This window comes from Pseudogulbenkiania sp. NH8B (assembly GCF_000283535.1).
Lineage (GTDB): Bacteria > Pseudomonadota > Gammaproteobacteria > Burkholderiales > Chromobacteriaceae > Pseudogulbenkiania > Pseudogulbenkiania ferrooxidans.
This window is the reverse complement of record NC_016002.1, coordinates 3,619,588-3,639,201: the sequence shown is the minus strand read 5'-3', so window position 1 is coordinate 3,639,201 and position 19,614 is coordinate 3,619,588. Positions and strand designations below refer to the sequence as shown.

Sequence of the window (19,614 nt, the reverse complement as noted above, 5' to 3'; positions counted from 1 at the left end):
TGATGTGCTGCCGCCGGTGTCAGCGCCGGATCCAGCCCGTGGCAATGGGCCAGGCGAAGAGCGTGCGGTAGAGCCGCAGGGCGAGTCGGGTGGTCTGATCGCCGACCCGGGCCCAGAACGGTGTCACCACGGCTTGGCTGATGCCGCTTACCGCGACGGCGCCGAGCATGTCGAGTGGAAAGTGCACGCCAAGGTAAATGCGTGCCCAGGCCACGCTCAGGCTGACCAGCAGTACCAGCGTGCCCAGCGGTTTTTCCCGGCCCAGGAACAAGGCGATGCCGATGCTGGCGAATACCGTCATGTGATCGCTGGGAAACGACGAGTCGGCGGCGTGGGGTATGAAGGTGTGCCCCAGCCCCAGGGCGAAGGGACGGGGATGCGGCCAGATCAGCCCGATCAGCTGGTTGAGGCCGAGGGCCAGCAAGGCGACCAGGCAGGCTTTGAGGGCGACGTTGCGGCGCGCATCGTTACCCCAGAACCACAGGCCAAGCAGCAGCAGCGGGATCAGCAGGATCAGGTCGTCGGCGACGACGGTGGCGGCGGCGATACGCCACCACGGGCTATCGGGAGCCCCATTGAGGGTGAGGAACAGGGCCTGGTTCAGGGCTTCGAGGTGAGTCATGCGGGGATTGTCCGGGAAACCGTGTCGATGGGGAGGGTGTGCCGCCGTCTGGCCACGATGATAACGTCGCTGACCCGATTCGTCTGGGCGGGGCGGTGCTGGCGAACTGCTGTGGCGAGCATAGGCCAGCGCCGGGGAGCAGCGGTGCCTGTCACCTCATTTTAGACGGCAGCTGGATGACTTCGCCGGCCACCATGAAGTTCCCATAGCCGCGGTGGTGCAGCGTCTGCGGTGCGGGGCGCGTCGGGTCGATCCAGGCCGCTAGCACCTCGAGGACGAAGAAGTCGTATTTCTCCACCAGGGCGGTATCCACGACCTGGCACTCGAGGTTGGCGTAGCATTCCGCGATCAGCGGCGCGGCGATGCACGAGGCGGGGGCCGGCGTCAGGGGCAGGGTGGCGAACTTGTCGACCGTCCGCCCGGAGCTATTGCCGCAGGCGACCACCTGCTCCGCAAGATCGACGGTGGGAATGTTGATGGCGCATTGCCCGCTCGCCGTCAGCAGGGCGTGGCTGGCATTGCGGCGGCTGATCACGCATCCGACCAGGGGTGGCTCGAACTCCAGCATGGTGTGCCACGACATCGCCATGATGTCGGCGTGGCGGGCGTCGCCGGTGCTGACCAGGACCACCGGGCCGGGTTCGAGCAGGCCATACACTTGGGCCAGGGGGTAAGGCTGTTTGGTCACGCGCATGTCCCTTCGCTGGTGGTTGGGTGTGGGCTCGGGTCGAGCCGGATTGTTTCAGCGTAGGCCGGGGGGCGGGGGTGTGCCAACCGCGCATCGCGGTTTGGCGGCACACGGCGGCGTGGCTTCGTCTGGCGCGCGAGGAATGCTCAAAAGGTTGGCCGAAGCGGTCGGTGAGGGCGACGCGGAAACGCGACAGCCCCGCTTCCGGGGAAGCGGGGCTGTGGCTGTTGGCACCGTTGGGGCGGGGACGGGCCGGGCTAGGCCTCGGTCATGGCGTACGAGAAGCGCCGCAGTTGCAGCGGCACGTCGCCCAACTGGGCTTCGCGGCGCGCCAGCGTGACCACCTGCTCGTGTTTGGGCGAGCGTTCGCACACCGGGTCGAGGGTGTTGGCGTCGCCGGCCAGCGCCAGCGCCTGGCAGCGGCAGCCGCCCCAGTCCTTTTCCTTGTTGTCGCAGCCGCTGCACGGCTCCGGCATCCAGGCGGTGCCGCGGTAGGCGGCGAAGGCGGGCGAGTCGAACCAGGCTTCGGCCAACGTGCTGGCCGGGAAGCGCGGGAAGTCGAGGTGGGTGAGGGTCTGTGCGGCGTGGCAGGGCAGCAGCGTGCCGTCCGGCATGACGTTGAGGAAGCGTTGCGCCCAGCCGCCCATGCAGGCCTTGGGGCGGCGCGCGTAGTAGTCGGGGATGACGTAGTCGATCACCATTTTCCCTTTCACCCGCTCGCGCCATTCGGTCACCAGCGCCGTCATGGCGTCGAGCTGGGCTTCGCTCGGGATCAACGCGGCGCGGTTCTGCAGCCCCCAACCGTAGTACTGGGTGTTGGCGACCTCGACGCGGGCGATGCCGCGCGCTTCGGCGTAGCTGAGCATGGCGTCGAGTTCGTGGGCGTTCTGCCGGGTGATGACGAAGTTCAGCGTCAGCGCCAGGCCGGCGGCCTGCACCAGGTCCAGTGCGGCCTGCTTCTTGGCGACGCCGCCCTTGAAGCCGGAGAGCGGCTCGGCCACGGCTTCGTCCAGCCCCTGGAAGCTGAGCTGGACGTGGTTCAAGCCGGCCTCGGCCAGCACCGCGAGCTTGGCTTCGTTCAGCAGCACGCCGGAGGTGATCAGGTTGCTGTAGAGGCCGAGCCGGCTGGCGTGCGCCACCAGCTCGGGCAGGTCGGCGCGCGCCATCGGCTCGCCGCCGGAGAAATGCACCTGCAGCATGCCCATCTCGGCGGCTTCGTCGAGGATGGCGCACCACTCGGCGGTGCTGAGTTCGGCGCTGGCCGGGGTCAGCGCCAGCGGGTTGGAGCAGTAGGCGCAGCGCAGCGGGCAGCGGTGGGTGAGTTCCAGCAGGACGGCCAGCGGCGGGGTCAGGGCGGTATCAGTCATGGCGCAGGAACCCTTTCTCGCTCATGGTGGTGAACAGGGCCAGCACGTCTTGCTGCACGGTGTCGAGCGGCGCGGCGTATTCGGCGGCCAGGCTCGCGCACAGCGCGCCGATGCTCTGGCCGCGGTTGCGTTCCAGAATCAGCCGCGCCATGTCGTCGACGATCAGCATGCGTTCTGGCCCCAGCAGCACCCAGCGTTCGCGCACCTTGTCGTGCTGCAGCCGGGTGCCGGGGGCGAGCCGCACGGTGCTCTCGAGGGTCAGCATGGCGGCCGGCTCGGGTCGAAGGCGCCCGGCGGGATCATGCCCGGCGCGACGTAGGCGGCGTAGAGCGCGTCGAGCTGCGCCCACAGCACGTTGCACTTGAAGGTTAGCGCGTCGAGCACGCCCTGTTGTTCGGCCAACGTGGTGGCGTGGCGCTTGACGTAGTCGAGCGCGAAGTCGGCGTCGCGCGGCGCCTGGGAGAGGCGGCGGCGGAAGTAGGCCAGCACCTTGTCGTCGATGAAGTCGTAGTTTTCCAGGAGGCCGACGATGCGCTCCTTGTGGATGGCCGGGGCGAACAGTTCGGTGAGGCAGGAGGCGACGGCGACCACCGGCGGGTGGCGCGCCACGAAGTCGACGTAGGCTTCCACCGCGAACACCGTGGCGGGCAGCGCGCCCTGGCGCGAGATGACGTAGTCGCGCGCCAGGCCGAGGCCGTCGGTGAGCACCAGCCAGCGTTCGATGCCGCCTTCCTCGTCGCCGTAGCCGTCGTGGTCGAGGATGCGCTGCACCCATTCGCGGCGCAGTTCGCGGTCGTGGATGCGGCTGATCAGCGCGGCGTCCTTGCGCGGGATCGCCGCCTGGTAGCAGTAGCGGTTGAGCGCCCAGGCCTGCACTTGGCCGAAATTCAGCTTGCCGCCGTGCAGCAGGTGGTGGAAGGGATGACGGTTGTGATAGCGCTCGTGACCGATGGTGCGCAGCGCATCTTCCAGTTCGGCCGGCGACAGCACGGCAGTAAGGGGCTTATTCAACGCAGAACTCCATGCCGTCACGGGCCAGTTGCCAGCCGGCGGCGACGATGGCGGCGCGCTCCGGGCTGTCGGCAAGCAGGACGGGGTTGGTATTGTTGATGTGGATGAACAGCTTGCGTGCCAGCGGCACGTCCTGCCACAGCGCGATCGCGCCGCCCTCGCCGCTCATCGGCAGGTGACCCATGCGCGAGGCGGTCTTGTGGCCGACGCCGCAGGTGATCATCTCGTCCTCGGTGAAGGTGGTGCCGTCGAACAGCAGGCTGTCCTCGGGGCGCAGGCGCGCCTTGATGTCGCCGGGCAGCGCGGCGCAGCCGGGCAGGTAGAACAGCCGGCTGCGCGAGCCCACCGCGCTCAGGGCGAGGCCGATGGTGTCTTCCGGCACGCTGCCGAAGTTGGCGGCGTGCGGGTCTTCCAGCCACAGCGCGACCTTGCCGGGGATGGTGAAGGGTTCGACGCGCACCCCGGTGTCGGCGCCGTTGGCGTCGAGCACCGGTTGCGGCTGATCCAGCGTCAGGGTGCGGCGCGCCACCTGCTGGCGGTCGAGCACGTTGAACACGGCGTTGGCTTCCAGCACGCGCTGCACGCGGCCGCTGGCGTACACCGGGAAGGCCTGGCTCTCGCGCAGCGACAGCAGGCCGGCGATGTGGTCGACGTCGGCGTTGGTGAGCAGCACCGCGCTCAAGGGGCTCGAGCGCGGGAAGCTCTGCGGCTGCAGCGCCGGGGCCGCGGCGAACTGCTGGCGGATGTCGGGCGAGGCGTTGATCAGGACCCAGTGCGCGCCATCGGCGGATACCGCGATCGATGATTGCGTCTGCGGCGTGGCGCGGTGGCCGAGACGGGCTGCCTGGCAGACGTCGCAGGCGCAGTTCCATTGCGGCAGGCCACCGCCGGCCGCGGCACCGAGAATGATGACGCGCAACATGGGGTCGGGTCCTTGTCTTAGCGCTCGGCGCACATGTAGCAGTTGATCTCGCAGCCGAGGGAGACTTCGATCACTTTCGGGGTGGTCCAGGTACGCATGGTGAATCCTCCAAATTGAGAACTGAATTGCCGGATGGCCACTTCACTATAAGGAGGACGGGAGCCGCATGAGAATGCGACTTTAGTCGGACGGGCCTGGGTATTTTTTTCCGCGTCGGGGGCTGGCGCGACGGGGGGCCGGCGTGGCCGCTTCGCGGCGTTTGCAGCGGGCAAAAAAAGGACCCGCCGAGAGGCGGGCCAAAAGCCCTGAATGACAATGCACGGGCAGGAGGAGTCAATCGGTAGGCTGGTCGGGGACGGCCAGCGCGGGGAGTTCGGCCAGTTCGTAGAGGGCGTAGAGGAAGCCGACGCTGCGGCGCCATTCGGCGCGCGCCTCGGCCCAGCCGGCGAACTCGGCCGGGATCGGCAGCGCCATCGCCTCGGTCGGCGTCAGGCCATGCCGCGCGGCGTCCTTGAGCGTGGCGTCGAGCCACTGCAGGTAGCGGCGCGTGGCGCGGATCGGGCCGGCGTCGTGCGTCACCGCGCCGTGGCCGGGCACCAGGGTCTTGAACGGCAGCGCTTCCAGGCGGTCGAGCGCGGCCAGCCAGTCGGGCAGGCTGGCGTTGGGCAGGGTCGGTGTGCGGCCGTTGAACACCTGGTCGATGGCGTACAGCACGCCGCTGGTGTGGTCGAACACCGCGATGTCGGACTGGGTGTGGCCCGGCACCGCGATGAATTCGAGCGTGTGCCCGCCGATCTCGCGCACGCCGGGCGTGAGCGGGGCGTTGGGCAGCAACGGCTCGGTGCCCTGCATGCGGTCGCCGACCAGGCGGTAGAGGTTTTCGGCCAACCCTTCGGCTTCGTTCCGGAGCATGCCCGTGGTTTTTTCGTCGGCGCGGATCGGCACGTCGCTGAAGGCCTGGTTGCCGAGGAAGTGGTCGGGGTGCTTGTGGGTGATGACCAGTTCGCGCACCGGCTTGCCGGCGGTGCGCTCGATGACGCGGCGGTACTGTTGGCCGAAGGCGCGCGACGGCCCGCTGCCGATCACCACCACGCCCTCGGCGGTGGCGATGAAGGCGGTGTTGACCAGGAAGCCGCCGTTCTGCGGGGTGAAGTAGCCGGTGTCGGCGATCACCGCCCAGCTGTCGGGGGCGATGGCTTGCGGCGTGATCGGATACTCGGCGGCGCGGGCGCCGCTCACGGCGCCGAGTCCGGCCAGCAGCGCGGCGAGCAGGCGCAGGCGGCGCGTCATCATGGCAGCACCGGCAGGCGGCCGCCGAAGGCGTTGCCGTCGCTGTCCTGGGCGTCGATCCGCAGACTGTCGCCGTCGAGCCGGGCGAGCTGGAAGGTGAACAGCGGGTTCTCGGCGAGCGGCGCGTCGAGGCTGAGATGCGCCAGAGGCTGGCCCGCGCTGTCGCTGAGCCGCAGCTGCGTCAGGTGGAACTTGGGCGTATTGCCGACCAGCCCGGTGTCCATCGGGTGCATCACGCGCAGGCGGATGCGGTGGGTGGCGCCCTCGCGCCAGACCCGGCCGTACATCTTGCCTAGCAGGTTGGCCCAGTCGGTGCTGGCGCGGGTCGGGGTGGGCAGGGCGCAGCCGCCGCCCGGGGCGTCGACCAGCTGCCCGCCGACGTGCCAGACCCCCTGGGCGTCGCGCGCCGCGGCGCGGATCGGCGTGGCCTGGTTGACGCGCATGGCGACGGCGAAGACCGGCTGCAGCCGCAGCGGCTGGAAGCGCAGTGCCAGCGGCAAGGGGTTGTAGTCGGCGAACAGCACGATCTCCTCGACCCGGCCGAGCGCGCTGGCGTCGACGCTGACCGGCACGCGCTGGCCGTCTTCGACCTGCTGCGGCAGCGTCACCTTGACGCGCTCGTCGAACACCGCCGGCTGGTCGCCCAGCACGGTCTTGTGCATCACGTCCCACATCACCGAATGCAGCGGGTCGGCCTGCGGTGCGGCGTACAGCGGCAGGCTCGTGCCCAGCAGGGCGATCAGGGCGGGGAGGTGGCGGGCAAGGGGCGGCATGGCGGGGTCCGGGGCTCAGTGCTCGTCGGGCGCGCGGTAGCTGACCTGGTAGCGGGCGAACAGCCGGGCCAGCTCGCCCGACTGGCGCAGCTCGGTGACGATGTCGCTCGTCGCCCAGGCCAGGTCGCGCAGGCTTTCCTTGGTGGCCATGCCGACTTCCCAGCGCGCCTTGATCAGGCCGGGCGCCTGCGGCTGGCCGAGGCGCCACTCGCCGCGTGGCAATCCCCATTCCAGTTCGCTCTGGGTGCCGTACACCGCGCCGGCCTTGTCCTCGCGCAGCGCGGCCACCGCGCCCTGGGCGCTCGGGTAGTGCTGCAGCTGGCTGCGCAGCCGGCCGCCCTGCAACGAAGACAGGTAGAGGTCGGCCAGGCTGTCGTTTTCCACCGCGATGCTGTCCTGGCCGATCTGCAGGGTGGAGCCGGGCACGTTGCCGCCGGCCCAGGCGAGGTTTTCGCTGTAGTAGGCGCTGAACAGGTAGGCGTTGTCGTTGCGGCGCGCCAGTTCGCGGTCGAACGGCACGTGCAGCATCAGGTCGGCGGTGCCGCCGCCGAGGTAGTGACCCTTCCAGACGGCATTGCGCAGGTCGCCGTCGACGTCGTCGGCCGGGGTGATCGGCATGAAGTTGACCGCCAGGCCGAGCTTCTTGCCGATGGCGCGCGCCAGATCGACGTCGATGCCGGTGAGTTCGCCGTCCTTGACGAAGGAGAACGGCGGGAAGTCGCGGTACACCGCCACCCTGAGCACTCCGCCCGCGCGGATATCGTCCAGATTGGCGGCGCGGGCCTGCTGCGTCAGCAGCAGCGGGGCCACGAGCAGAGCGGTCAGAAAATGGCGGCGGTTCATGATGTCATTCCTGATGCACGGTATCGAGCCAGGAGCGGATGGCCCAAGCGGCTTCCTGCGACAGGATGCCCTCGAACGGCGGCATGTAGGTCACGCCGTTGCGGATCGAGCCGTGGCGGATGCGGCCCTGGAACACCGCGTCGCCTTCTTCGCCGGCGGGCAGCTGGCGCAGGTCCGGCGCGATGCCGCCGGAGATGGCGTCGATGCCGTGGCAGCGTGCGCAGTTCTGGGCGAAGGCGGAATGCCCGATGCGGATGGCGTCGGCATCACCGCGGTAGGGGTTGCTGTCCAGCCATTCGCTGCCGAGCTTCTTCAGATTGCCGGTATCCACCGGTTGCGGGGTGACGTTGCCGTGACCGTAAGCGGTACCGAGGAGGGTGAGACTACCGGCGAGGGCCAGCGTCAGCATGCGGAGGGTGGCGGGTTTCATGTCGTGCTTCCTTGCTCTGGTGGTGAAGAACTATTCGCCAGCTCGGCCAATTCGGCCTCGCTGAACAGGCGCGAGCGGGTGATGAAACGTACCCCTTCGGGTGCCTCCACCGAAAAACTCGAGCCGCGACCGGGAACCAGGTCGATGGTCAGGTGAGTGTGCTGCCAGTACTCGTACTGAAAAGCGCTCATGTAGAACGGCACGCCGGCGATCTCGCCGAGGTGGACGTCCTGGGCGCCGAGATGAAAATCGCCCTGCGGGTAGCACATCGGGGCGCTGCCGTCGCAGCAGCCACCGGACTGGTGGAACAGCAGGGGGCCGTGTCGCTCGGTCAGTTTGCTGACCATGGCGGCCGCGGCGGGGGTGATGTCAACGCGATTGACCATGGTGTTCCTCGCGCCGGGCGGCATGGCTGCCGCCCCGCAGGTTTGATGCCCAAGAGGAGGGATCCCCGTCATGGGCAGGCCGAGGTCGAAGCGGGAAGCTCCGCGGAGAGGGGGGCCGCGAGCACCGCCACGTCGAGATCGGCCTGCCATGCAGGAAGGTTTCCTACTCTCAGAAGAAGCCCAGTGCGTTCGGGCTGTAGCTCACCAACAGGTTCTTGGTTTGCTGGTAGTGGTCGAGCATCATCTTGTGGGTTTCACGACCGATGCCGGACTTCTTGTAGCCGCCGAACGCGGCGTGCGCCGGGTACAGGTGGTAGCAGTTGGTCCAGACGCGGCCGGCCTTGATCTCGCGACCCATGCGGTAGGCCAGCGAGCCGTCGCGCGTCCACACCCCGGCGCCCAGGCCGAAGGAGGTGTCGTTGGCGAGCTGCAGCGCTTCTTCCTTGTTCTTGAAGGTGGTGACCGCGACCACCGGGCCAAAGATTTCTTCCTGGAACACGCGCATCTTGTTGTGGCCGGCGAGGATGGTCGGCTCGACGTAGTAGCCGCCGGCCAGATCGCCGCCCAGCTGGGCACGCTGGCCGCCGGCCAGCACCTGGGCGCCTTCCTGGCGGCCGATGTCGATGTAGGACAGGATCTTGTCGAGCTGCTCGGACGACGCCTGGGCACCGATCATGGTGCTCATGTCGTACGGGTTGCCCTGCTTGATGGCCTTGACGCGGGCCACGGCACGCTCGATGAAGGCGTCGTAGATCGATTCCTGGATCAGGGCGCGGCTCGGGCAGGTGCACACTTCACCCTGGTTCAGGGCGAACATGGCGAAGCCTTCCAGCGCTTTGTCGAAGAAGGCATCGTCGGCGCTCATCACGTCTTCGAAGAAGATGTTGGGGGACTTGCCGCCCAGTTCCAGCGTGACCGGAATGATGTTCTCGGAGGCGTACTGCATGATCAGGCGGCCGGTGCTGGTTTCACCGGTGAAGGCCACCTTGTTGATGCGGGTGTTGGTGGCGAGCGGCTTGCCGGCTTCCAGGCCGAAACCGTTGACGACGTTGAGCACGCCCGGCGGCAGCAGATCGCCGATCAGGTCCATCAGCACCATGATCGCCATCGGGGTCTGCTCGGCCGGCTTCAGTACCACGCAGTTACCGGCGGCCAGCGCCGGGGCGAGTTTCCAGGCCGCCATCAGCAGCGGGAAGTTCCACGGGATGATCTGGCCCACGACGCCGAGCGGCTCGTGGAAGTGGTAGGCGACGGTGTTGTCGTCGATCTCGCCGATCGAGCCTTCCTGGGCACGGACGCAGCCGGCGAAGTAGCGGAAGTGGTCGACGGCGAGCGGGATGTCGGCGGCGTTGGTTTCACGCAGCGGCTTGCCGTTGTCGGCGGTTTCCACGGCGGCGATGAAGGATTGGTACTGCTCCATGCGGTCGGCGATGCGCAGCAGGGTGTTGGAGCGCTCGGTCGGGGAGGTGCGGGCCCAGCGGTCGAAGGCGGCGTGGGCGGCGTCGAGTGCGAGTTCGACGTCTTCGGCGGTGGAGCGGGCGACTTCGCACAGCGGCTGGCCGGTGATCGGGCTCAGGTTGGTGAAGTACTGGCCACGCACCGGGGCGACCCACTTGCCGTTGATGAAGTTGTCGTATTGGCTGCGCAGCGGGATGGTGTTCTGGATCGAGTTCAGGGTCTGTTGCAACATGACGTTCCTCCGGTTTGGTGAGACGCTGGTCTGTTGGATGTACAGCCTAGCAGTGGTTTCATTGTGCGAATCGGAGGGGCATTCAGCCATTCGACTTTGGTCGCAGAGGGGGAGGGGGGCGAGATGGGCCGTGGTGTATGGCACTGGAGCCTGTCCTGGAAAAGCGGCTTCGGCCAACCTGTTGTGTTTGCCGATCTCTTCGCGTGGACGTCGCACTGCCAATGCGGGTAGTTGGAGGCGTGGGGTTGGCCGGTCCCGCCCGGCAGGCGGGTCGAGGGGCTTGTCTCGCCAAGCCCCTTGACGCTCCCGAGGCGAGCCCACCGCCGCTGGTGTCTGTCTGACTGGAGGCTGGCGAGGCGCCGTGCAAACTCGCTGTTCGCTAACGACGAACGGCTCAGACAGCGCACGGCTTAAAACCTCGCCATCCCCATCCCGCCGACGCGGCGGAAGGGCGGATGGGGCGCGTCGGTCATGTTTGGGGGCTGGGTGAAACTGGCGGTGGCGGGGGTCGTTTCCACCCGGCCTCTTTGCCTGGGTTGTGGCTTGCCTGTTTGGGTTGGTGGAGGTGTGGGGTTTGCCGGTCCAGCCCGGCAGGCGGGTCGAGGGGCTTGCGTCGCCAAGCCCCTCGACGCTCCCGAGGCGAGCCCCCCGCCGCTGGTATCCGTCGGGCTGGAGGCTGGCGAGGCGCCGTGAAAACTCGCCGTTCGCTAACGACGAACGGCTCAGACAGTGCACGGCTTAAAACCTCGCCATCCCCCATCCCGCCGGCGCGGCAGGAAGGGCGGATGGGGACATCGGTCATGTCTTGGTTTTGAAGAAAACAGGCAAAGGGGAGAGGGGATGTCCTCTGCGGCGTGGTCGAAATCATTGTTTGTAGCTCTTCGGCCAACCTTGATGGGTAGCTGCCCTGTTTGTCTTTTCAGCAAGCCGAATCAACCCGGCCAATACGTCAGTAGCGGGCCCCCCCTTCTGCCGTGCCGATGGGTGGGCATGGCAAGGTCTTAAGCGGCTGGCTGTTCGACGCCGGGCGACGTTAGCGCCCGGCTAGTTCCAGCCGCGCCTTGCCATGACCGGGCCCCGGCGGGATCACACGGCGGTGGGGGTCGCCTTTGGGGGTGAAGGGGGAGTTTGGCGACGCAAACTCCCCCTTCCCGTCCGCCGGGCGGAACCGGCAAACCCCACTCCCTCTCCAGTGACATCGAAGGAAACCGCCGGATCGCCAAAGCCGCATGCTGCCCTATCAGACAGCACCGCCCCCCTCACTCCCCCGCTGGCTGCGTCAGATGCGCCAGCAAGGTCCTCAAGCGCGCCGGACGCACCGGCTTGCCCAGCCAGGCCCAGCCGCCGGCTTCCGCCTCCTGCCGCACCTCGTCGCTGCGGTCGGCCGTGATCAGCGCCGCCGGCACCGCGCGGCCCAGGTGCTGGCATACGGCGCGGATCGCCTCGATGCCGGTGGCGCCGTGGTCGAGATGGTAGTCGGCGAGGATCGCGTCCGGTTGCACCGCCTCGCGTTTGAGCAGCTCGATCGCCTCGCTCGCCGAGGCCGCCGCCAGCGGACGGTAGCGCCAGTCGGCGAGCAGCGTGCTCATGCCCTCGAGGATGCTGGTTTCGTTGTCGATCAGCAGGATGGTGGCGCCCTGGCGCTGCGCCGGGGCCGCCAGGGCCGGCAGCGGGTCCTCCGGCTGCGGCGCCGGGCCGACCGCGTCGGCCTCGCCGTAGGGCACCACCACGCCGAACAAGGAACCGCGTCCGAAGCGCGAGCGCACCACCAGGCGGTGGTCGAGCCGGCGCGCCAGGCGGCTGACGATGGCGAGCCCGAGGCCCATGCCTTTTGGACACAGGCTATGGTGTTCGGGCAGGCGCTGGAATTCGTGGAACACCAGGGCGAGCTTGTCGGACGGGATGCCGAGCCCCTGGTCCCACACCCCGATCAGGAGGCCGTCCGGCTGGCGCCGGCAGCCCAGCAGGATGCCGCCTTCGCGGGTGTAGCGGATGGCGTTGGAGAGGAAGTTGCGGAGCACCCGTCCCAGCAGCACCCAGTCGCTGTGGATGATGGCCGGGCTGGAGTGCAGCTGCAGGCGCAGCGACTTGGCCTCGGCCAGCGGCGCGAACTCCTCGGCCACCTGTTCCAGCAGTTGCGCCACCGGGAAGTGGCGTGGTTCGGCCTCGACCGCGCCGGCGTCCAGCCGCGAGATTTCCAGCAGCGTGTTGATCAGGTCGTCCACCGATTCCAGCGCCGTGCCGGTCTTGTCCACCAGCGGGCGCACCGGCGGCGCCAGCTCCTGTCCGGCCAGCGCGGCGAGGAACAGCCGCGCCGCGTTCAGGGGCTGCAGCAGGTCGTGACTGGCGGCGGCGAAGAAGCGCGTCTTGCTCTGCTGCGCGTCCTCGATGGCGCGGATCGCCTCGCGCAGCCGGCCGTTGGCCACGGACAGTTCCTCGGTGCGCTCCGCCACGCGCACTTCCAGCTGTTCCTTGGCCTGCTGCAGCGCCTCGGCGGCGCGCCGGCTCTCGGTGATGTCCTGGATCAGCGCGAAGAACCCCAGCACGCTGCCGTCGCTGGCGAAGTGCGGGATGAAGGTGGCGCGGGCGAACTCGATGTGCTGGCGCGGCGCCGGCAGCTCCAGTTCGAACACCGAGGCCTGCCCCGACAGCGCCAGCTCGACGAAATGCTTGCGGTCGTCGAACAGCTGGGCGCCCAGCACTTCGCGCATCGAGCGGCCGTTGATCTCGGATTGCGGCACGCCGAACCAGCTCTCGTAGCCCTTGTTGGTGAAGCGGTAGATCTGCTGGTTGTCGACGTAGGCGATCAGCGCCGGCATGGCGTCGGTGATCAGGCGCATCTTGGCTTCGCTGTCGCGCAGCGCCTGCTCGGCCGCCTTGCGCTCGCTGATGTCGGTGTAGCTCATCACGAAGCCGCCGCCCTGCATCGGGTTGTACTGCACCTCCAGCGTCAGGCCCTGTGGTGTGCGGTATTCCAGCGTGCCGCCCAGCGGGCAGCAGCGCGACCACTCCGCCAGGTGCACGCCGCCGCCCTCGTCGAGCTGCGCCAGCGCCGGCTGGGTCAGCTCGACGAAGCGCGGGTTCCACTCCATCAGGCGGCCGTCGCGGTCGAACACCGCCAGACCCTGGCGGATGCTGTTCATGGTGGCGTGCAGCAGCTGCGAATGCGCCGCGAGGTCGCGCTCGCGCAGCAGCATTTCCTGGCGCTTGATCTCGGTGATGTCGGTGTAGATCGCCACCCGGCCGCCGCCGGCGATGGCACGCTCGCTGACGCGCTGCCAACTGCCGTCGCTCATCGCCAGGATCAGGCTGTCCTGCGGCGCCTGCTGCACCGCCAGGCGCTGGGCGATCCAGTCCTCCGGGTCGGCCTCGGCGTCGCGGATCAGGTGCGCCGCCACCGCGGCGCGGATCAGGGTCTCGAACGGCAGGCCGGGGGCGATGATCGGGCGCAGCGCCGGGAACATCTCGCCGAACTTGCGGTTGCAGTGGATCAGCCGGTTGTCGCTGTCCCACAGCGCGAAGCCGTCGGCGATGGTCTCCACCGCCACGTTGAGCTGGTTCTTGGCCAGCTCGGCGGCGAGCTTGGCCTCCTGCAGCGCGAAGTTGGAGGCCTCGAGGTCGGCCATGGCCTTCTCCAGGGCGCGGGTGCGCTCCTGGATACGGGTCTCCAGCTCGGCGGCGACCTGGAAAAAGGTGAAGGAGTTGCCGTTGTCGGCCAGTCCCTGCTCGACGCGGCGCATCAGCGCCTCGTTGATCTTGCGCAACTTGGCGTTTTCCAGTTCCAGCGCGTAGAGCCGCTCGGCGCCGTTGGACCTCGGTGCCATCTCACTCATGTTGCGTGCCATAGCCGATGGCGATGCCGGTGAAGGTCTGGTTCACGTGCATCGCCTGGTATTGTTCGCCGTAGGTGGAGAAGCCCACCACCGAGTTCGCCGCGAGCAGGCTGGAGAGACGAGCGATGGCGTCGGAGTGCAGCAGCGGCAGGGTGCGCAGGATGCAGTCGAAGCCCAGCACGATCTGGAACTCGCCGAGCCGGCTGCGCAGGTCGCGGAAGGTGCGCGCCAGGTTGTCGACGATGTCGGTGGCGCGCGTGCCGGACAGCACGATGCCCTCGTCGATGGCGCAGAAGAAGCTCAGGCTCAGATCGGGGTTGATGCGCTGGATCGAGCGCACGTAGGGCACGCCGCCGACGTTGAGCACCAGGGGGTGCGCGGCGAATGACAGCGGGGTGAGGCGCTCGGGCGACACGCCCAACAGCCGCGCGTATTCGGCGGCGGCCGGCTCGGCGTTGATCTCGGTCACCAGGCGCGTTTCGGCGTCGGCCTCGGTCACCACCACGCGCTCGCCGCTGCGGATGGCGTGCTCCGACTTGAACACCTCGAACGGGTGCGGCGTGGCGATCAGCACCAGCGCCGCGCTGTCGCTGACGAACTGGCCGTCCACCAGGATGTGGGTGCGCTCGAAGCGCATGTTGTCGCCGGCCGAGCCGCCGCAGATCGGAATGTCGCCCAGCGCGCGCGCCAGCCGTCCGGCGAGCTGTTCCTCGCGCGCCGACAGGCCGTCCACCAGCAGCAGGGCGAAGGCATGGCGCTCCAGCGGAAAGCCGGCTTTCTGGCCGAGCGAATAGCGCGCGCTCATCACCGTGCCCAGCGCGTCGGACAGGTCGAAGCGGGGCAGGTCGCCGATGGCCTGCACCTCGACGAAGAAATCCGGTTCGGCAAAGCTCACGCCGACGATGGAGTGGCAGCGGTAGCCGTCCGGGCTGATCTCGCCGGCGGTGGTACAGCCTACCACCGGGATGTCGCCGAAGCGGCGCGTCAGCGCGGCGGCCAGTTTGTCGAGCTGGTAGTCGGGGGCGACGAACAGCAGCACCAGCGAGCAGTCGGGCTGCCACAGCTGCTGGTAGAGTTCGTTGGCGACCTGATCGGGGTCGGCGCTGTAGCCATGGCCGCGTCGCACCCGGGAAGGCGGATTGAAACCCATTTGTCTCCACTCTGCTTTGTAGTCGTGATGACGTCTCTGCGGACGTTCGCACCTCATCTTGAACCTTCGCCGCGTAAAACGAAAGTCGAATAGCGCGCGCGCGCGCGCCGCGCCATGCTGCAGTGTACCGTCTGCCGGAGAGCTGCCATGAGCCTGTCCCGTCTCAGCGTTGCCCTGCTGTTGTCGCTGGGCTCCACCATCGCCGTCGCTGCCGAACCGGTGCCGCTGCCGGACGGTTACCGCCTGCAGCACTACCGCGCCCCGACCCCGGCCAAGCTGCCCGGCGCCACGGTGCTCGACAGCCAAACCCTGCAGGCGCTGATCGCGATCCACCACCCGCTGCTGCTCGACGTCATGGCCGCCAACCGGGTGCCGGACGCCGCGGGTGGCAGCCGCTGGGTGCCGGCCACGCCGCGCCGTGACCTGCCCGGCAGCGTGTGGCTGCCCAACGTCGGCTACGGCGAGCTCGAACCCGCCATCGAGCAGTATTTCCGCCGCCAGCTGGAACGGCTGTCCGGCGGCGACCTCGACCGGCCGCTGGTGTTCTACTGCCTGCGCGACTGCTGGATGTCGTGGAACGCGGCGCGCCGGGCGTTGAGCTACGGCTACCGGGCGGTGTACTGGTACCCGGACGGCAGCGACGGCTGGCAGGAAGCCGGCCTGCCGCTGGTCGACGCCGTGCCCGCTCCGCTGTGAAGGTTTTGCCGCACTTGCCGTCCTGTCCGCGCGGGTGACGCCATCGCCTGGCGCGCGGGACGGCGTCACGGCGGGCATCGCCGCCTCGAGATCATCACGCGCAGTAGATATTTTCATAAGCGCTCTCAAGCGCGTTGGCGCGGGCGGTAGCCCAGCAGCGCCAGGGTCAGGCACACCGCCGTGGCGAGCACGGTATGATTGGCCGCCTCGGCCTGCCATTGGCCGTACAGCGCGAAGCGGATCATCTCCACCGCGTCGGTGAACGGGTTGAAGCGGCACAGCTGGTACACCCATTCGCTCGCCTCCTGCATCTTCCACAGCGGATACAGCGCCGAGGACAGGAAGAACACCGGGAATACCACGAAATTCATCACCCCGGCGAAGTTCTCGATCTGGCGCACCTGCGACGACAGCACCATGCCGGCGGCCCCCAGCATCAGCCCGGTCAGCACCAGCGCCGGCAGCACGCTGGCAAAGCCGCTCCACGGCAGGTCCACCCCCGACAGCCGCGCGATCAGCAGGAAGGCGTACACCTGCACCAGCGACACGCACATGCCGGCGAACAGCCGTGAGAACAGCAGAAAGGGCAGCGGCTCGGGGCAGGTCAAGAGCACGCGCATGCTGCCCATCTCGCGGTCGTACACCATCGACAGCGAGTTCTGCATGCCGTTGAACAGCTGCACCATGCCCACCAGCCCCGGCACGATGTAGACGTCGTAGGTGATGTAGGTCTCGTACGGCGGGGTGATGGCGATGCCGAGCGCGGCGCGGAAGCCGGCGGCGAACACCATCAGCCAGATCAGCGGCCGCACCAGCGCGCCGAAGAAGCGCGAGCGCTGCTGCAGGAAGCGGCGCAGCTCGCGCACGATGATGGCCCACAACACGATCCACTTGGTCTTCATGACACCGCTCCGGTACGTAGGTCGAACCAGCTCGCCAGGTTGTCGCAGCCGGACGCGCCCAGCAGCGGCGCCACCGCACCGCTGGCGAGCAGGCGGCCGCGGTGCAGCAGCGCGACGTGGTCGTGCTGCGCGTCGATTTCGTCGATCAGGTGGGTGGCCCACAACAGCGCCAGCCCCTCGTCGCGCACCAGCCGGTGCAGGTGGCCGATCAGGAACTGGCGCGAGGGCAGGTCGAGGCCCACGGTGGGCTCGTCGAGCAGCAGCAGCGCCGGGCGATGCAGCAGCGCGCGCGCGATCTCCACGCGGCGGCGATGGCCGCCGTTGAGGTCGCGCACGCGGTCGCGCCGGCGCGCGGCGAGGTCGAGCCGTTCCAGCTCCTCGCCGATGCGCTGGGCCAGCGCCTTGCCGTGCATGCCGTGCAGCGCGCCGAAGTAGCTCAGGTTCTGCTCGACGCTCAGGTCGAGGTCCAGCGTCGACTGCTGGAACACCACGCCGACGCGCGACAGCGCCGCGGCCTGCAAAGGTTGGCCGAACACCGTGATGCGGCCCGATTTCACCGCCAGCAACCTCGAAAGCAGGCCGAACAGCGTGCTCTTGCCGGCGCCGTTGGGGCCCAGCAGGATGCAGCACTGGCCGGCCTCCACCGTCAGGCTGACCTGGTCGAGCGCCAGCCGCTCGCCGTAGCGGTGGCTCAGCGCCTCGATGGCGAGCGCGGCGCTCATGATCCGCTCACCGCCACCCCCCAGGGGTAGCGTCCCACCGGGATCGACTTGAGCACCTTGAGCGCGGCGGTGTCGATCACCGAGACGTCGTTGCTGATGCCGTTGGTGACCCACAGCTGCTTCTCGTCGGCCGACAGTTCGGCATGCCACACGCGCCGCCCCACCAGCAGGTACTTCACCGGCTGGAAGGTCTTGGCGTCGATCACCGCCACGTGGTTGGCCGGCCCCAGCGGCACGAAGGCGTACCGGCCGTCGCGGGTGAGGCGGATGCCGACCGGCTGGATGCGATCCTTGGGAATGCCGGTGATGGCGAAGGAAATGGTCTTGATGCGCTTGCGGCTGGCGACGTCGATCACCGACACCGTGCCGCCCACCTCGGCGCTCACCCACAGCAGCTTGCCGTCGGCGGAGAAGCGCGCGTAGCGCGGGCGTTGGTCGACCAGGGTGCTGTCCACCAGCTTGCGTGTGGCGGTATCGATCCAGTGCACCATATTGGTGGTTTCCGAGGTGTTCACCGCCCAGCGCCCGTCCGGGCTCACCGCCATGCCCTCCGGCTCGACGCCGACATCCACCTGGCCGGTGACGCGGCGGCTCGCCACGTCGATGATGGTCACCACGTTGCTGTTCTCGTTGGCGATGTACAGCGACTTGCCGTCCGGCGCCAGCGCGAACTGCTCCGGATCCTCGCCCGAAGGCAGGTTGTGGGTGATCTTGCCGCTCGCCAGATCCATCACCTGCACCGTGTTATCGTCGCTGGCGCAGATGAACAGCGACTTGCCGTCCTTCGACAAGGTGATGCCGCGCGGGCGCTTGCCCACCTTCAGGGTTTTCACCACCTGCAGCGTGCTGCTGTCGATCACCGACAGGGTATGGTCCTTCTCGTTGGAGACGTAGACGTTGGCGGCCATGGCCTGCGATGCGGCGAACGAGGCCAGCAGCAGGGCGGCGAGACGGGAAAGAGGGTGGGGCATGGCGGTTCCTTGGGTGGCGGGGCAGCTCAATGGCCCGGGCATTTCACTTCCGGGGCGTCGAAGCCCAGGGTGTCGAGGTCGGTGCGCGGGTGCAGGAAGCCGTCCTGCGGCGACAGGCTCACCAAGGAACGCGGCTGCGCCACCATCATCGGCTGGCGCAGTTCGCCGTTCCACGGCCGATACGACAGAGTGCGGCCCTTGAAGCCGGCGAGCTGGAACTCAGGCCCGCGGATGTAGGCGGAGAGTTTGGCGGTCTCGCCGCTGGCGGTGCGGCTGGCCGCTTCGCCGACGCTGCGCACTGCCGCCCAGGCGGCGTAATCGACCGGCTGCATTGGGCGGTGGCTCTGCTGGCGGAAACGGTTCTGCAACTGCACCGCGCCCCACTGCTCGGCGGCGGCATGCCAGCCGCCGGCCACCAGCCCCTGGGTGCCGGCCACCGGGCGCGGCAGCCAGGTGCGGTAAGACAGGTAGTCGCCGAAGTCGCCGCTCTCGTCGGCCACGATCAGCACGTCGTAGTCGCCCACCTGGGTGAACACCGGCACCTCGCCCTGCGCGGTGCGGCGCGCGTCGTGGCCGTACTTCCACACCTTCTCGCCGACGATGCGGCCGCCAAAGCGCTTGGCGGCGCGGCGCACCGCCGCGGCGTAGAGCTGGTCTTCCGGGCGCGGCCCGCTCACCAGGAACCACTTGTTCCAGCGCCGCGTCGCCAGGTACTGCGCCAGCGCGTCGGCCTGCATCGCGCGCCCCGGCAGCGTGTGCAGCAGGTTGGCGCGGCACTGGCTCTGGCGCAGGCGGTCGTCCGGGGCGCCGGCGTTGAACCATAGGTAGCGCCCTGCGGCGGGCTGCGCCATCAGGCGGTCGATGGCGCCGGCGCTGACATTGAGCACCACGAAGCCGGCGCCGCTCTTTTGCACCTTGGCCAGCATGTCGGCGCCGCTGGCGCCGGTCGGCACCGCGATGCGCGCGAGCTCGAAGCGCTGCTGCAGGAATTTGCCGGTGGTGTTGTTGTCGCTGATCGCCAGCTCGGCGCCGGCGCGTCCCAGGTCGTCGGGCACCGGTTCGATGTTGGCCAGCGGATTGGTCGCAACGCGGGCCTCTTCCAGGTAGGTGAGGCGGATCGTGGTCTGGGCCGCCGCCGGCAGGGCCAGCAGGCCGGCGGCAAGGCAGAACGCAAGGCGGACGGGGAGCGCGGGCATGGCGGTTTCTTCAACGGGTGGGAGGGGTGCTTGAAGATTGGCCCGGCCGTTGCCGGGCGTCCATTCGACTTAAGTCGCATGCCCCAGGGGCGTTTCTGCGACTTAAGTCGAATTGGCGATAA

At 68.6% G+C, this 19,614-nt stretch carries 20 protein-coding genes; 1 reads left to right on the top strand and 19 read right to left on the bottom strand.

The features are described 5' to 3' along the window. Positions 1 to 19 precede the first annotated feature (19 nt). From NH8B_RS16845 to nosP, 15 genes are all read right to left on the bottom strand, one after another. Complete coding sequence (locus NH8B_RS16845; protein WP_014088317.1) at positions 20 to 622, bottom strand: phosphatase PAP2 family protein; 603 nt, start codon at positions 620 to 622, stop codon at positions 20 to 22. Positions 623 to 773: 151 nt separating this feature from the next. After that, positions 774 to 1,316 carry a flavin reductase family protein gene (locus NH8B_RS16840; RefSeq protein ID WP_014088316.1) on the bottom strand — a complete coding sequence of 181 codons (543 nt, stop codon included), beginning with the start codon at positions 1,314 to 1,316 and terminating at the stop codon, positions 774 to 776. A 251-nt stretch (positions 1,317 to 1,567) separates the two neighbouring features. Beyond that, complete coding sequence (gene pqqE, locus NH8B_RS16835) at positions 1,568 to 2,677, bottom strand: pyrroloquinoline quinone biosynthesis protein PqqE (protein WP_014088315.1); 1,110 nt, start codon at positions 2,675 to 2,677, stop codon at positions 1,568 to 1,570. Then, positions 2,670 to 2,942 (bottom strand): pyrroloquinoline quinone biosynthesis peptide chaperone PqqD, encoded by a 273-nt coding sequence (gene pqqD, locus NH8B_RS16830; protein WP_014088314.1) that lies wholly within the window; start codon positions 2,940 to 2,942, stop codon positions 2,670 to 2,672. Before pqqD ends, pqqE begins: the two co-directional genes overlap by 8 nt. Then, the gene (gene pqqC, locus NH8B_RS16825; RefSeq protein ID WP_014088313.1) at positions 2,936 to 3,688 is read right to left on the bottom strand and encodes a pyrroloquinoline-quinone synthase PqqC; all 753 of its coding nucleotides are present in this window, start codon (positions 3,686 to 3,688) and stop codon (positions 2,936 to 2,938) included. Before pqqC ends, pqqD begins: the two co-directional genes overlap by 7 nt. Next, on the bottom strand, positions 3,681 to 4,610 hold the full coding sequence (gene pqqB / locus NH8B_RS16820; RefSeq protein WP_014088312.1) for a pyrroloquinoline quinone biosynthesis protein PqqB: 930 nt from the start codon (positions 4,608 to 4,610) through the stop codon (positions 3,681 to 3,683). Before pqqB ends, pqqC begins: the two co-directional genes overlap by 8 nt. 17 nt (positions 4,611 to 4,627) lie before the next feature. Further along, positions 4,628 to 4,708, bottom strand: coding sequence for a pyrroloquinoline quinone precursor peptide PqqA (gene pqqA, locus NH8B_RS21410; protein ID WP_036986317.1), 81 nt, complete (start codon positions 4,706 to 4,708; stop codon positions 4,628 to 4,630). 235 nt (positions 4,709 to 4,943) lie between these two features. After that, a complete protein-coding gene (locus NH8B_RS16810) occupies positions 4,944 to 5,903 on the bottom strand; it encodes a quinoprotein relay system zinc metallohydrolase 1 (protein ID WP_051002173.1) in 960 nt (319 codons plus the stop codon). Beyond that, positions 5,900 to 6,673 carry a quinoprotein dehydrogenase-associated SoxYZ-like carrier gene (locus tag NH8B_RS16805; protein ID WP_014088310.1) on the bottom strand — a complete coding sequence of 258 codons (774 nt, stop codon included), beginning with the start codon at positions 6,671 to 6,673 and terminating at the stop codon, positions 5,900 to 5,902. Before NH8B_RS16805 ends, NH8B_RS16810 begins: the two co-directional genes overlap by 4 nt. A 15-nt stretch (positions 6,674 to 6,688) precedes the next feature. Then, entirely contained in the window at positions 6,689 to 7,516 is an 828-nt protein-coding gene (locus tag NH8B_RS16800) for a substrate-binding periplasmic protein (protein ID WP_014088309.1), read from the bottom strand. Positions 7,517 to 7,520: 4 nt separating this feature from the next. After that, the gene (gene pedF / locus NH8B_RS16795) at positions 7,521 to 7,946 is read right to left on the bottom strand and encodes a cytochrome c-550 PedF (RefSeq protein ID WP_008952536.1); all 426 of its coding nucleotides are present in this window, start codon (positions 7,944 to 7,946) and stop codon (positions 7,521 to 7,523) included. Then, the gene (locus tag NH8B_RS16790) at positions 7,943 to 8,332 is read right to left on the bottom strand and encodes a DUF779 domain-containing protein (RefSeq protein WP_008952537.1); all 390 of its coding nucleotides are present in this window, start codon (positions 8,330 to 8,332) and stop codon (positions 7,943 to 7,945) included. Before NH8B_RS16790 ends, pedF begins: the two co-directional genes overlap by 4 nt. A gap of 169 nt (positions 8,333 to 8,501) precedes the next feature. Beyond that, the gene (gene adh, locus NH8B_RS16785; RefSeq protein ID WP_014088308.1) at positions 8,502 to 10,022 is read right to left on the bottom strand and encodes an aldehyde dehydrogenase; all 1,521 of its coding nucleotides are present in this window, start codon (positions 10,020 to 10,022) and stop codon (positions 8,502 to 8,504) included. Positions 10,023 to 11,281: 1,259 nt separating this feature from the next. Then, positions 11,282 to 13,855, bottom strand: coding sequence for a hybrid sensor histidine kinase/response regulator (locus tag NH8B_RS16780; protein WP_041703089.1), 2,574 nt, complete (start codon positions 13,853 to 13,855; stop codon positions 11,282 to 11,284). Beyond that, complete coding sequence (gene nosP / locus NH8B_RS16775; RefSeq protein ID WP_014088306.1) at positions 13,848 to 15,005, bottom strand: nitric oxide-sensing protein NosP; 1,158 nt, start codon at positions 15,003 to 15,005, stop codon at positions 13,848 to 13,850. Before nosP ends, NH8B_RS16780 begins: the two co-directional genes overlap by 8 nt. A gap of 147 nt (positions 15,006 to 15,152) precedes the next feature. Between nosP and NH8B_RS16770 the strand changes: the two genes are divergently transcribed. Beyond that, a complete protein-coding gene (locus tag NH8B_RS16770; RefSeq protein ID WP_008952541.1) occupies positions 15,153 to 15,701 on the top strand; it encodes a PQQ-dependent catabolism-associated CXXCW motif protein in 549 nt (182 codons plus the stop codon). A 125-nt stretch (positions 15,702 to 15,826) separates the two neighbouring features. On the opposite strand, the gene NH8B_RS16765 is transcribed toward NH8B_RS16770, so the two are convergent. Genes NH8B_RS16765 through NH8B_RS16750 form a run of 4 tightly spaced genes read right to left on the bottom strand, consistent with a single transcriptional unit; the run spans position 15,827 to position 19,492 of the window. Continuing rightward, positions 15,827 to 16,603, bottom strand: coding sequence for an ABC transporter permease (locus NH8B_RS16765; protein ID WP_014088305.1), 777 nt, complete (start codon positions 16,601 to 16,603; stop codon positions 15,827 to 15,829). Further along, positions 16,600 to 17,325 carry an ATP-binding cassette domain-containing protein gene (locus tag NH8B_RS16760; protein ID WP_014088304.1) on the bottom strand — a complete coding sequence of 242 codons (726 nt, stop codon included), beginning with the start codon at positions 17,323 to 17,325 and terminating at the stop codon, positions 16,600 to 16,602. The genes NH8B_RS16765 and NH8B_RS16760 overlap by 4 nt, the downstream gene beginning before the upstream one ends. Continuing rightward, positions 17,322 to 18,296, bottom strand: coding sequence for a YVTN family beta-propeller repeat protein (locus tag NH8B_RS16755; protein WP_008952544.1), 975 nt, complete (start codon positions 18,294 to 18,296; stop codon positions 17,322 to 17,324). Before NH8B_RS16755 ends, NH8B_RS16760 begins: the two co-directional genes overlap by 4 nt. A 26-nt stretch (positions 18,297 to 18,322) precedes the next feature. Beyond that, positions 18,323 to 19,492, bottom strand: a complete 1,170-nt coding sequence (locus NH8B_RS16750; RefSeq protein ID WP_014088303.1) for an ABC transporter substrate-binding protein — start codon at positions 19,490 to 19,492, stop codon at positions 18,323 to 18,325. Positions 19,493 to 19,614 lie beyond the last annotated feature (122 nt).

Excerpts from the sequence above, each read along its gene's own strand:
- NH8B_RS16845 (WP_014088317.1), bottom strand. The coding sequence starts at position 622 with ATGACTCACCTCGAAGCCCTGAACCAGGCCCTGTTCCTCACCCTCAAT.
- NH8B_RS16840 (WP_014088316.1), bottom strand. The coding sequence starts at position 1,316 with ATGCGCGTGACCAAACAGCCTTACCCCCTGGCCCAAGTGTATGGCCTG.
- pqqE (WP_014088315.1), bottom strand. The coding sequence starts at position 2,677 with ATGACTGATACCGCCCTGACCCCGCCGCTGGCCGTCCTGCTGGAACTC.
- pqqD (WP_014088314.1), bottom strand. The coding sequence starts at position 2,942 with ATGCTGACCCTCGAGAGCACCGTGCGGCTCGCCCCCGGCACCCGGCTG.
- pqqB (WP_014088312.1), bottom strand. The coding sequence starts at position 4,610 with ATGTTGCGCGTCATCATTCTCGGTGCCGCGGCCGGCGGTGGCCTGCCG.
- pqqA (WP_036986317.1), bottom strand. The coding sequence starts at position 4,708 with ATGCGTACCTGGACCACCCCGAAAGTGATCGAAGTCTCCCTCGGCTGC.
- NH8B_RS16810 (WP_051002173.1), bottom strand. The coding sequence starts at position 5,903 with ATGATGACGCGCCGCCTGCGCCTGCTCGCCGCGCTGCTGGCCGGACTC.
- NH8B_RS16805 (WP_014088310.1), bottom strand. The coding sequence starts at position 6,673 with ATGCCGCCCCTTGCCCGCCACCTCCCCGCCCTGATCGCCCTGCTGGGC.
- NH8B_RS16800 (WP_014088309.1), bottom strand. The coding sequence starts at position 7,516 with ATGAACCGCCGCCATTTTCTGACCGCTCTGCTCGTGGCCCCGCTGCTG.
- pedF (WP_008952536.1), bottom strand. The coding sequence starts at position 7,946 with ATGAAACCCGCCACCCTCCGCATGCTGACGCTGGCCCTCGCCGGTAGT.
- NH8B_RS16790 (WP_008952537.1), bottom strand. The coding sequence starts at position 8,332 with ATGGTCAATCGCGTTGACATCACCCCCGCCGCGGCCGCCATGGTCAGC.
- adh (WP_014088308.1), bottom strand. The coding sequence starts at position 10,022 with ATGTTGCAACAGACCCTGAACTCGATCCAGAACACCATCCCGCTGCGC.
- NH8B_RS16780 (WP_041703089.1), bottom strand. The coding sequence starts at position 13,855 with ATGAGTGAGATGGCACCGAGGTCCAACGGCGCCGAGCGGCTCTACGCG.
- nosP (WP_014088306.1), bottom strand. The coding sequence starts at position 15,005 with ATGGGTTTCAATCCGCCTTCCCGGGTGCGACGCGGCCATGGCTACAGC.
- NH8B_RS16770 (WP_008952541.1), top strand. The coding sequence starts at position 15,153 with ATGAGCCTGTCCCGTCTCAGCGTTGCCCTGCTGTTGTCGCTGGGCTCC.
- NH8B_RS16765 (WP_014088305.1), bottom strand. The coding sequence starts at position 16,603 with ATGAAGACCAAGTGGATCGTGTTGTGGGCCATCATCGTGCGCGAGCTG.
- NH8B_RS16760 (WP_014088304.1), bottom strand. The coding sequence starts at position 17,325 with ATGAGCGCCGCGCTCGCCATCGAGGCGCTGAGCCACCGCTACGGCGAG.
- NH8B_RS16755 (WP_008952544.1), bottom strand. The coding sequence starts at position 18,296 with ATGCCCCACCCTCTTTCCCGTCTCGCCGCCCTGCTGCTGGCCTCGTTC.
- NH8B_RS16750 (WP_014088303.1), bottom strand. The coding sequence starts at position 19,492 with ATGCCCGCGCTCCCCGTCCGCCTTGCGTTCTGCCTTGCCGCCGGCCTG.